Source organism: Chamaesiphon polymorphus CCALA 037, from assembly GCF_003003845.1.
In the GTDB taxonomy this organism is placed as follows: domain Bacteria; phylum Cyanobacteriota; class Cyanobacteriia; order Cyanobacteriales; family Chamaesiphonaceae; genus Chamaesiphon; species Chamaesiphon polymorphus.
Genome location: NZ_PVWO01000159.1, coordinates 1 through 11,165 on the forward strand (window position 1 = coordinate 1; position 11,165 = coordinate 11,165).

8 protein-coding genes, 2 tRNA genes and 3 rRNA genes are annotated in these 11,165 nt (G+C 48.7%); 10 read left to right on the forward strand and 3 right to left on the reverse strand.

Annotated features, from left to right (window positions below; translation table 11 throughout):
• The coding region (locus C7B77_RS13675; protein ID WP_146138314.1) for a M20/M25/M40 family metallo-hydrolase at positions 1 to 666 on the forward strand (666 nt) is incomplete at its 5' end.
• A gap of 25 nt (positions 667 to 691) precedes the next feature.
• On the opposite strand, the gene C7B77_RS13680 is transcribed toward C7B77_RS13675, so the two are convergent.
• Complete coding sequence (locus C7B77_RS13680; RefSeq protein WP_106305566.1) at positions 692 to 1,183, reverse strand: hypothetical protein; 492 nt, start codon at positions 1,181 to 1,183, stop codon at positions 692 to 694.
• Positions 1,184 to 1,272: 89 nt separating this feature from the next.
• Here C7B77_RS13680 and C7B77_RS13685 point away from each other — a divergent pair, with 89 nt between their 5' ends.
• The 9 genes from C7B77_RS13685 to C7B77_RS13720 all read left to right on the forward strand — a co-directional run bounded on the left by C7B77_RS13685 (position 1,273) and on the right by C7B77_RS13720 (position 9,280).
• Complete coding sequence (locus tag C7B77_RS13685; protein WP_106305569.1) at positions 1,273 to 2,586, forward strand: aminopeptidase P N-terminal domain-containing protein; 1,314 nt, start codon at positions 1,273 to 1,275, stop codon at positions 2,584 to 2,586.
• 139 nt (positions 2,587 to 2,725) lie between these two features.
• Positions 2,726 to 3,304, forward strand: a complete 579-nt coding sequence (locus C7B77_RS13690; RefSeq protein WP_106305572.1) for a 3'-5' exonuclease — start codon at positions 2,726 to 2,728, stop codon at positions 3,302 to 3,304.
• 204 nt (positions 3,305 to 3,508) lie between these two features.
• Entirely contained in the window at positions 3,509 to 3,646 is a 138-nt protein-coding gene (locus C7B77_RS30010; RefSeq protein ID WP_181243863.1) for a hypothetical protein, read from the forward strand.
• A gap of 149 nt (positions 3,647 to 3,795) precedes the next feature.
• A 16S ribosomal RNA gene (locus C7B77_RS13695) occupies positions 3,796 to 5,285 on the forward strand.
• 124 nt (positions 5,286 to 5,409) lie between these two features.
• Positions 5,410 to 5,483: transfer RNA gene (locus C7B77_RS13700), tRNA-Ile, on the forward strand.
• Positions 5,484 to 5,544: 61 nt separating this feature from the next.
• Positions 5,545 to 5,617 (forward strand) — tRNA-Ala (locus C7B77_RS13705).
• A 299-nt stretch (positions 5,618 to 5,916) separates the two neighbouring features.
• Positions 5,917 to 8,807 (forward strand): 23S ribosomal RNA (locus C7B77_RS13710).
• Positions 8,808 to 8,887: 80 nt separating this feature from the next.
• A 5S ribosomal RNA gene (rrf, locus tag C7B77_RS13715) occupies positions 8,888 to 9,005 on the forward strand.
• The 16S, 23S and 5S rRNA genes sit together here with 2 tRNA genes alongside, the layout of an rRNA operon.
• Positions 9,006 to 9,100: 95 nt before the next feature.
• Positions 9,101 to 9,280: a hypothetical protein gene (locus tag C7B77_RS13720; RefSeq protein ID WP_106305575.1), complete on the forward strand. Its 180-nt coding sequence runs from the start codon at positions 9,101 to 9,103 to the stop codon at positions 9,278 to 9,280.
• A 114-nt stretch (positions 9,281 to 9,394) separates the two neighbouring features.
• Here C7B77_RS13720 and C7B77_RS13725 read toward each other — a convergent pair whose 3' ends face one another.
• Both C7B77_RS13725 and C7B77_RS13730 read right to left on the reverse strand, forming a co-directional pair.
• Positions 9,395 to 10,768, reverse strand: a complete 1,374-nt coding sequence (locus tag C7B77_RS13725; RefSeq protein ID WP_106305578.1) for a hypothetical protein — start codon at positions 10,766 to 10,768, stop codon at positions 9,395 to 9,397.
• Positions 10,765 to 10,995, reverse strand: a complete 231-nt coding sequence (locus C7B77_RS13730) for a hypothetical protein (protein WP_106305581.1) — start codon at positions 10,993 to 10,995, stop codon at positions 10,765 to 10,767. The genes C7B77_RS13725 and C7B77_RS13730 overlap by 4 nt, the downstream gene beginning before the upstream one ends.
• Between the last annotated feature and the right edge of the window lie 170 nt (positions 10,996 to 11,165).

Below are 11,165 nucleotides of genomic sequence, written 5' to 3' on the forward strand. Positions count from 1 at the left end.
CACGATGTCGCTTTAGTTTTAGAATTTGGCTCGCCACAAGATAAAGTCACATCATGGCGCAAAGGCATTGGCACCTACGGCATCAAAGTCAAAGGTCGCGCCGCTCATGCCGGAGCCGAACCCGAAAAAGGCTGTAATGCGCTCGTAGAAGCCGCCCATCAAACCCTCCAACTGAGCAAACTCAGCGATCCGCGCAAGCAAACGACAATTAATTTTACAATTTTCCAAGCAGGCGATCGCCGGAATATTATTCCCGATACCGCTAACGTCGAAGCAGATGTCCGAGTCCTAGAAGCTCCCGAATTTGATCGCCTCAAAAACGATTTTACCCGCATCACTAAAAACAAACTGTTGCCTTGTACGCAAATCGAGATTCAAGCAACACCAGGCCGTCCGCCATTTCCACCCAATCCCCAAACCGATGCACTAGTCAAAAAAGCCGTAGCCATCTATCAACAAATCGGCCTCAAACTCGGAGTAGAAGGTAGCGGCGGCGGCACCGATGGCAACTACGCCGCCATTGTCGGTACCAGCACCCTCGATGCTCTCGGCCCCGTCGGCGGCGGCGCACACGGCGCAACAGAATACATCGACCTCGATCGCATTGCACCGCGAATTTATCTACTTACCAAGCTAATTATGGATTTGACATCTTCTACTCGCTAAATTTTAAAAGTACTGAAATTTCTCTCTACCACCCATCATAAAAAAACTCCGGTGGTGGCAAAATCATCTCCGACGGATCGCGATCGATTGTTACCGAAACTACCAATGATTCGGGATCGACATATGCTTCAAAAACCGTAATTATTTCTAATGGCTGACCCGCGCCCCCTGCAATAATAAAGCGGGTTTCACCGTTTTCATCAAGACAAGTTAAGCATCTACCACGAATAGTTTCTCTCCAAAAAAGTCCCTCTGGCATCGGCCCATCTACCCTAATGGTAATTGAAACCTTACAAATATTTAACTCATCAAATTGCACTTTGTATTGCGCGCGTCTCTCCATCCACTCCGGCCAATTTTCTTGAGGATGCAGCTTCACGAATTTATCGATCGCTAATTCTTTCAAAGATTGGGCATAAATATCCCGAATATTAATAGCTTCTTGTTCTAATCTCTTCAGCCTTTGACGATATTCAGCACGAGCCGATCTCGCCGCACTAATCTTGGGATTTCTCATAATTACTCCCCTCCTCGGAGGGGCTGGGGGTGGGTTCCGGCATCCAGGATTGCTAAAATAACAACATAGTCAGCATAGGTTAGAAGTACATGCAAGCAGAATACCGCCAGCGTCGGGAACAGTTAATGGCAAAAATTGGGAATGGCACCGCGATTTTTGGAAGCGCACCCATGGCAACCATGCACAACGATGTTGAATACGTCTATCGCCAAGAGAGTGACTTCTACTACCTGACTGGCTTCAACGAACCCCACGCCGTCGCCGTCATCGCCCCCCACCACGAAGAACACAAATTCATCCTCTTCGTCCAACCCAAAGAACGCGACAAAGAAATCTGGACGGGCTACCGCGTTGGTGTCGATGCTGCCAAAGAGAAATACGGCGCAGACGAAGCATATTTAATTAGCGAACTCGACGAAAAACTCCCCCAATATCTCGAAAAAGGGGACAAAATCTATTACCACATGGGGCGCGACGAGAACTTAAATAACAAAGTCATTACCCATTGGCAAAGATTGCTCCGTTCCTATGGTAAACGCGGCACGGGGCCAGTCTCGATCGAAGATCCCTTCCTCAACCTCCACCCCCTGCGCCAAGTTAAAAGCCCCGCCGAACTAGACTTAATGCGCGAAGCCGCTCGCATCGCCGCTCTCGCCCACGAACGCGCCCGCCATATCGCCAAACCAGGTGTCAAAGAATCCGAAATCGAAGCCGAAATCGAATATATCTTCCGCAAAAATGGTGCCATGGGTGTAGCCTATCCCTCGATCGTGGCATCCGGCTCCAATGCCTGCATCCTCCACTATATAGACAATAACAGCACCCTCCAAGACGGCGATCTGCTCCTGATCGATGCAGGCTGCTCCGTCGGCTACTACAACTCCGACGTCACCCGCACCTTCCCCGTCAACGGCAAATTCACCACCGAACAAAAAATCATCTACGAACTCGTCCTCGATGCCCAAATGGCGAGTATCGAGCAAGTCAAACCAGGCACCACCTGGAAAGACTTCCACCACACCTCCGTCCAAATTATCACCGAAGGCTTAGTCCAACTCGAACTCCTCTCCGGCGATGTTGATACCCTCATCGAAGAAGGCAAATACAAAAACTTCTACATGCACGGTACCGGACACTGGCTCGGCTTAGACGTCCACGATGCCGGAATCTACATGCACGGAGCCGAAACCTGGTACCAATTCCAACCTGGAAACATCATCACCGTCGAACCTGGTATCTACATCTCCCCTGACATCGAACCCGCCGAAGGACAACCCAAAATCGACGACTGCTGGAAAGGCATCGGCGTCCGCATCGAAGATGATGTCCTCATCACCCCCACCGGAAACGAAGTCCTAACCGCCGCCATCCCCAAATTCGTCGAAGACCTCGAATCTCACTAAAAAATCCCCTCCTCGGAGGGGTGCCCAAAGGTTGGGGTGGGTAAGATCTCCACTCCCAACCGAATCGTATCGATCGATCGTTTGACTTCAACATGCGATTGATTCGAGCGATCCAATCCATCAAACAATCCAAAATCACTTGACCGAACTCAACCTCAACAAATACAAACACATCCTCGTCGTCGATCTTGAAGCCACCTGCTGCGACCTCCAAAGCATCCCCCGCCACCAAATGGAAACCATCGAAATCGGCGCAGTCATGGTATCCACAGACAACCTCGCGATCGTCGATGAATTCCAAACCTTCATCAAACCCCTCCGCCATCCCATCCTCACTGAATTCTGCCTGCAACTCACCTCTATTAACCAACAGCAAGTTGATACCGCTCCCACCTTTCCAGACGCGATTAAACTTTGGCAACCCTGGCTAGCTAGATTCGATCGGACTATCTTCGGCTCCTGGGGCGACTACGATCGCAAACAACTCCAACAAGACAGCAAACATCATCGCATCGACCTCCCCTACCCAGTCTCCAGCAATCATATCAACCTCAAAGAACTGTTCAGCACCATGCAAGGACTAAACAGACGCTACGGCATGGCTCAGGCTCTCAACTTATCCAACATCCCGCTTACAGGTACCCACCATCGCGGCATCGACGACGCCCGCAATATCAGCAAACTCCTGCCATATGTATTAGGCCAGCAAACACTTTAGTCTCGATCGGTGCAGATCTGTATCCAGCGATATCCACCCAAACCGATCGGAAACTAAATGCAGATGTCTTTAAATTTATCTAAAATCCCAAAAAAGCTTGCCAGAGTAGGGTTTTAGCAATTTATTTGTTGATGCTGAGGAAAAAATATTCAAAAAATATTTAGACAAAAGCTTGACTAAAGCCCTGAAAACAGCCCAAAAGCATTGCAGCGCAACAGATCGAGTAATTTCCCCAAAGGTGTTGACAAACCCATTCAGGCAGGATATATTAGTAAAGCGGTCGAGGGAAACAGCGACACGGAAACGGCGAAAGCCGCCGTGAGAGCCAATCTTTCACCCTGAACCTAGACAACTATATAGTTTGAAAGCCTATCAAACCTCGTTAATTTCGTTAACACGATTATAACACGGTGAAGCCAGCTGATGGTGGAACCAAGACGAGTAAAGTCTTAAAAATACAAACCGAGCCTTTATACTGGCTCTCACATAATATTATGGAGAGTTTGATCCTGGCTCAGGATGAACGCTGGCGGTATGCCTAACACATGCAAGTCGAACGGGTGTCTTCGGACATTAGTGGCGGACGGGTGAGTAACGCGTGAGAATCTGCCTTCAGGATGGGGACAACAGTTGGAAACGACTGCTAATACCCGATATGACGAAAGTTGAAAGATTTATCGCCTGGAGATGAGCTCGCGTCAGATTAGCTAGATGGTGTGGTAAAGGCGCACCATGGCGACGATCTGTAGCTGGTCTGAGAGGATGAGCAGCCACACTGGGACTGAGACACGGCCCAGACTCCTACGGGAGGCAGCAGTGGGGAATTTTCCGCAATGGGCGCAAGCCTGACGGAGCAATACCGCGTGAGGGAGGAAGGCTCTTGGGTCGTAAACCTCTTTTCTCAGGGAAGAACAAAATGACGGTACCTGAGGAATCAGCATCGGCTAACTCCGTGCCAGCAGCCGCGGTAATACGGAGGATGCAAGCGTTATCCGGAATGATTGGGCGTAAAGCGTCCGTAGGTGGTTTTGTAAGTCCGTGGTTAAAGCGCGAAGCTTAACTTCGTAAGGGCCATGGAAACTACAAGACTTGAGTAAAGTAGGGGTAGAGGGAATTCCCAGTGTAGCGGTGAAATGCGTAGAGATTGGGAAGAACACCGGTGGCGAAAGCGCTCTACTGGACTTAAACTGACACTGAGGGACGAAAGCTAGGGGAGCGAAAGGGATTAGATACCCCTGTAGTCCTAGCCGTAAACGATGGATACTAGGTGTTGCCCGTATCGACCCGGGCAGTGCCGTAGCTAACGCGTTAAGTATCCCGCCTGGGGAGTACGCACGCAAGTGTGAAACTCAAAGGAATTGACGGGGGCCCGCACAAGCGGTGGAGTATGTGGTTTAATTCGATGCAACGCGAAGAACCTTACCAGGGCTTGACATGTCTGGAATCTCGGCGAAAGTTGAGAGTGCCTTCGGGAACCAGAACACAGGTGGTGCATGGCTGTCGTCAGCTCGTGTCGTGAGATGTTGGGTTAAGTCCCGCAACGAGCGCAACCCTCGTTTTTAGTTGCCATCATTAAGTTGGGCACTCTAGAAAGACTGCCGGTGACAAACCGGAGGAAGGTGGGGATGACGTCAAGTCAGCATGCCCCTTACGCCCTGGGCTACACACGTACTACAATGCTATGGACAAAGAGCAGCCAACTGGCGACAGTGCGCTAATCTCATAAACCATGGCTCAGTTCAGATTGCAGGCTGCAACTCGCCTGCATGAAGGCGGAATCGCTAGTAATCGCAGGTCAGCATACTGCGGTGAATCCGTTCCCGGGCCTTGTACACACCGCCCGTCACACCATGGGAGTTGGTCACGCCCGAAGTCGTTACTCTAACCCTTGTGGAAGAGGACGCCGAAGGTAGGGCTGATGACTGGGGTGAAGTCGTAACAAGGTAGCCGTACCGGAAGGTGTGGCTGGATCACCTCCTTTTAGGGAGACCTCACACTACCAGAACCGAAACATACTGGAATAAGTTAGGTAGATGTCATCCCAAGGTCGAGCGATGTTTTCGAGAGTGGCTTTCAAACTTTATATTCTAGTTCAGCTAGCTTGCGGGCTATTAGCTCAGTTGGTTAGAGCGCACCCCTGATAAGGGTGAGGTCCCCAGTTCAAGTCCGGGATAGCCCACTTATCATCTAGCAAATAGTTAAGAGCGCATCAAACATGCGAGCATTAATTAAATGAACTAGGGGGTTTAGCTCAGTTGGTAGAGCGCCTGCTTTGCAAGCAGGATGTCAGCGGTTCGAGTCCGCTAACCTCCATCTGTGAACGCACAGAAGATCGTGATTCTAGAATATGTCCGTGATGACAGGAAATGATTTCAGCACCTACTAATTGAGTAGTCTGCTGGACTTAGCGTCCAGTTCGCACCTTGACAACTGCATAATAATCAACAGTCAGGTAGTCGTAATGAAAATTACAGACAATCCAAAAAGAGGATAGAATCGCGCTGAGGTTTCCTTAGTGTGCGTTCTATCCAAAAAACAAATCATAGAAACTTGTGACTGAGTTCTAGGGTAAGACTAATTTATTAGTGAGCCAAAGAACAAAGAAACAAAGTGGTCAAGCTACAAAGGGCTTACGGTGGATACCTAGGCATACAGAGGCGATGAAGGACGTAGTTACCGACGAAACGTCTCGGGGAGCTGGCAGCAGGCTTAGATCCGAGAATCTCCGAATGGGGCAACCCTAAATACTGCCACCTGAATCTATAGGGTGGAAAGAGCTAACCCAGCGAATTGAAACATCTTAGTAGCTGGAGGAAGAGAAAGCAAAAGCGATTCCCCAAGTAGCGGCGAGCGAAACGGGAACAGCCTAAACCAGAGTGCATGCACTTTGGGGTTGTGGGACAGCAACGTGTATCAGAGCGATTAGACGAAGTAGCTGAAAACTACATCACAGAGGGTGATAATCCCGTAGTCAAAAGTCAAACTGAGCTAGCTGGATCCCGAGTAGGCCGGAGCACGTGGAATTCCGGTTGAATCAGCGAGGACCATCTCGTAAGGCTAAATACTCCTGTATGACCGATAGTGAACCAGTACCGCGAGGGAAAGGTGAAAAGAACCCCGGAAGGGGAGTGAAATAGAACATGAAACCGTAAGCCTACAAGCAATGGGAGACCGATTTAACGGTTGACCGTGTGCCTGTTGAAGAATGAGCCGGCGACTTATAGGTACTGGCAGGTTAAAGCATACATGCTGTAGCCAAAGCGAAAGCGAGTCTGAATAGGGCGTTAATTGTCAGTATTTATAGACCCGAACCCGGGCGATCTAACCATGGTCAGGATGAAGCTTGGGTAACACCAAGTGGAGGTCCGAACCGACTGATGTTGAAAAATCAGCGGATGAATTGTGGTTAGCGGTGAAATGCCAATCGAGCTCGGAGCTAGCTGGTTCTCCCCGAAATATGTTGAGGCATAGCGGTAATGATTATAGTCTGGGGGTAAAGCACTATTTCGGTGCGGGCGGAGAAATCTGTACCAAATCGAGATAAACTCTGAATACCAGATGCACACATTACCAGTCAGACGGTGGGGGATAAGCTTCATCGTCAAGAGGGAAACAGCCCAGACCATCAGCTAAGGTCCCCAAGTTATTGCTAAGTGATTAAGGAGGTGGGGTTGCACAGACAACCAGGAGGTTTGCCTAGAAGCAGCCACCCTTGAAAGAGTGCGTAATAGCTCACTGGTCAAGCGATCCTGCGCCGAAAATGAACGGGGCTAAGCAATACACCGAAGCTATGGACTTGTATTTATACAAGTGGTAGGGGAGCGTTCCATGTTAGGTTGAAGCCGTAGCGGCAAGCAGCGGTGGACGAAATGGAAGTGAGAATGTCGGCTTGAGTAGCGCAAATGTGAGTGAGAATCTCACAGCCCGAAATCCTCAGGATTCCTTCGGCAGGCTCGTCCGCGAAGGGTTAGTCGGGACCTAAGGCGAGGCCGAAAGGCGTAGTCGATGGACAACGGTTTAATATTACCGTACCGTTAATTGTTGGTACAGAGGGACGGAGAAGGTCGTCACCAGCCAGAGATTGGTTGTTCTGGTGCAACTGTGCGAGGTGTTGAGAGTCGGCGAAAACGACTCGAGCTGAGCCAGGAGTCCGGCGAGCTACGGCTCGTTAGTGGTCGAGATCCCGCTTCCAAGAAAAGCTCTAACTACCATAAGCAATTAACGCCCGTACCGGAAACCGACACAGGTGGGATGGTTGAGAATACCCAGGGCCGCGAGATAACTCTCTCTAAGGAACTCGGCAAAATAGCCCCGTAACTTCGGGAGAAGGGGTGCCCATAGCAATATGGGTCGCAGTGAAGAGTCCCAGGCGACTGTTTACCAAAAACACAGGTCTCCGCAAACTCGTAAGAGGAAATATGGGGGCTGACGCCTGCCCAGTGCCGGAAGGTTAAGGAAGTCGGTCAGAGAGCAATCTTGAAGCTGGCGACTGAAGCCCCGGTGAACGGCGGCCGTAACTATAACGGTCCTAAGGTAGCGAAATTCCTTGTCAGGTAAGTTCTGACCCGCACGAAAGGCGTAACGATCTGGGAGCTGTCTCGGAGAGAGACTCGGCGAAATAGGATTGTCTGTGAAGATACGGACTGCCTGCACCTGGACAGAAAGACCCTATGAAGCTTTACTATAGCCTGGCATTGTGTTCGGGCTTCGCTTGCGCAGGATAGGTGGGAGACGTTGAAGCAGTCCTTGTGGGGATTGTGGAGTCATCAGTGAGATACCACTCTGGCGAGGCTAGAATTCTAACGGTTGCCCGTTACCCGGGAACCGGACAGTTTCAGGTGGGTAGTTTGACTGGGGCGGTCGCCTCCTAAATTGTAACGGAGGCGCGCAAAGGTTCTCTTAGATTGGTTGGAAATCAATCGTTAAGTGTAAAGGCAGAAGAGAGCTTGACTGCAACACCAACAAGTGGAGCAGGTACGAAAGTAGGCCTTAGTGATCCGACGGTACTCAATGGAAGGGCCGTCGCTCAACGGATAAAAGTTACTCTAGGGATAACAGGCTGATCTCCCCCAAGAGTTCACATCGACGGGGAGGTTTGGCACCTCGATGTCGGCTCGTCGCAACCTGGGGCGGAAGTACGTCCCAAGGGTTGGGCTGTTCGCCCATTAAAGCGGTACGTGAGCTGGGTTCAGAACGTCGTGAGACAGTTCGGTCCATATCCGGTGCAGGCGCAAGAGTATTGAGAGGATTCCTCCTTAGTACGAGAGGACCGGGAGGAACGCACCGCTGGTGTACCTGTTATCGTGCCAACGGTAAACGCAGGGTAGCTATGTGCGGAGTGGATAACCGCTGAAAGCATCTAAGTGGGAAGCCCACCTCAAGATGAGTACTCTCACTACATAAGTAGGTAAGGTCACGGGCAGAACACCCGTTAATAGGCTCTAGATGGAAGTCCAGTAATGGATGCAGTCGAGGAGTACTAACAGACCGAGGGCTTGACCTCAAACTCGATGATTTGATGTCTTGACATTAACAAGTTGATTATTATGCAGTCTTCAAGGTGTGCTTTAACCAGTACACCTGCTTGGTGTCTATGGCCTAGTGGAACCACACCGATCCCTTCCCGAACTCGGAGGTGAAACGCTAGCGCGGCGACGATACTTGGGGGGTTGCCCCCTGTTAAAATAGCTCGATGCCAAGCTTAATATTCTCCAAAGAAGCCTTAGTTTTTAACTAAGGCTTTTTTGGGTTTCGATTGTCTGACATGGCGGTTGGATCGTTTGAATCGTTTGAATCGTGCAGAAGCAAATTCAAAAATTGCTCGATTTGTCAAAGACGACGATGCGGACGGGACATAAATATGTGCCTGATGCCGATGGTTGTTTTCGATTTTCGGTTGATGGTGGGTATTTAGTATGCAGTCGGTTAGTATTCGATCGAGTGCTGTCAGTCAGTGGGAGTGGCTGTGGGGATTAGTCTCAATTGAATCAATATTGTCCAGATCTAAATCCAATCGAGCATTTGTGGCAATATCTCAAAGCTGATTTGCGATGAGCTTGGTGCAAGATGTGAGAATGGTAACAAGCCATCTTACAAATACTCCATCAATCTTGGTCTGAGTCCAAATAAAGTCAGGATGGCGACGCTACCGAGGGCGACAGCGGCAATTATTTCAAAGTTATCTAAACGTTCTTGACCGCGTTTGATATTTTGCTCGAATTCTTGCTTGTTTAAATCCATCAATTTAGTATGAATATTTTTGTAGCGATCGAATGCCCAGTTCGATTCGCCTTGGTTGGTACCGATACATAAAGCGATTGCTTCGGCAATTTTACCGCTTCGAGCTAGTTGACGGATTTGGGTGTCGATTTTGAGATAATCATTCCAGGCTTTGAGTGTCTCGATCGCTAATTCTCGTTCGCCAGCAAAAGTAATATTGTTTAATCCATCTGCAAATAATCCCGTTAGTCCTGATGTTGGTCTCTTTTGACTTACATTAGCGATAATACTGTCGATCGACCGATCGGCTGGAATATTCAAAATTCTCGTCACTTTGTCTTTATAAGATTGCTCGTGTTTGGCGGAATTAGCCCGATCTAATAAGTAACGACTTTCATCAGCATTAGCTTTGTAGGAAAGAGAGCGCATTTTTCGCAAAGCATATACAGAATCGAAAGCATCTGCTTTGGCTGTTCTGAGATTAGCTGACGCACCTACAAATGAGCTAAGTGTATATCCTAAAAAGATAATGCCGATCGCTGTCGCGCCGAGTAACGGAATGTTTAATATCCGCCGCATTCTTAAATAGAGAAAGAGCTGAATGGCGCATATAATTCCAATCTGAGTCAATCCCACAATTGCGATTGCAAAGGCAATACCACCATTAGTGAAACTTTGTCTATTAAAGCTTTTTTCTAATTCTTGAGCATTAACTTGACCGAGTTTTTCGGCTTGAGGGATAATTTCTCGATCCATTAATTGGGCAGCATTCTGATAAATAGCTAACGTGCCAGCAGCATCGCCACGTTTGTGAGTATCTCGCGCTTCTTGTAGTCTTAATAGATAAGCACTAAAATTAAGTTGCAAACTTTCAATAATCTTTTTCTCTTCTGGGTAAGTAATATTTTCAGCAGCAGCAACCAATCGATCGGCAATTTTTTTACGATTGATTTCAAAGGCTGCTAATACTTGGCGATCGATGTTACCAGGCTTCAATAGTAGTTCATTTGCCAAGCTGGCATCCAGATCTGCAAATGAGTCTTGGAGTTGTTGAGCGGTGATAATACTCGGAGCGGCATTTTTACCGACATTCTCAATCGCCTTGCGTTGGGCATCAACGCCATAGATGCTAATAATTAGTAGCAATAAACTGACTCCCCAGGTGGTATACCAACCATTGCGCAAAATTTGGGGCGTATTAAACTTCCGAGCTAACTTGTGAGTTGGTTGGGAAACAGAAATCATTTACTTTGACTCCAAACGATTGAGTTGGTTGGGGAAAAGAGAGCGTTGAATTTGACTCCAAGCGATTGAGTTGCTTGGCGAACAGTCGGTATTTCATCGTGCTTCAATCGATCGAAGTAAAACTGCTCGTTGGCGTAGCCTCTGTCTTGTCTTGATTCGCGCTCCTCGGCTTTGCCGAGGAGCGCGAATCGCTGACTGAAACACATGCGGAGGAAACCTCCGCGCATTGGCGTAGCCTCTCCGACAGGAGAATCTAAGTCGCTTCTTGGAGAATCGCCAGATTTACATCTAGATCCTACTTGGGATCGCGTCGATCGATTATGTAGTACCAGTCACAAATCTTAATAGAAATTCTCAGCAAATTATCTTAAGCTAACAGGTTAGTGATATATATAAT